Raw genomic sequence first — 271 nt, forward strand, 5'->3', positions numbered from 1 at the left:
ATCGCTATCAAACCAACTGGCAACAAAATCGTTGCACCAGTGAATGGTACAATCGGTAAGATCTTTGAGACAAACCATGCGTTCTCTATTGAATCAACTGACGGTATCGAACTATTCGTTCACTTCGGTATCGACACTGTTGAACTGAAAGGTGAAGGCTTCACTCGCATCGGTTCAGAAGGCCAAGAAGTTAAAGCTGGTGATACTATCATCGAGTTTGACCTTGCATTCCTAGAAGAGAAAGCTAAATCTACTTTGACTCCAGTTGTTA

At 42.1% G+C, this 271-nt stretch carries 1 protein-coding gene; it reads left to right on the forward strand.

What is annotated here, in order from left to right:
• Window positions 1-271 (forward strand): glucose PTS transporter subunit IIA (locus tag AB4585_RS27400; RefSeq protein WP_372171899.1); only part of this gene is annotated, 271 nt, incomplete at both ends.

This window comes from Vibrio sp. 10N.222.49.C9, from assembly GCF_041474985.1.
Classification (GTDB): domain Bacteria; phylum Pseudomonadota; class Gammaproteobacteria; order Enterobacterales; family Vibrionaceae; genus Vibrio; species Vibrio crassostreae_C.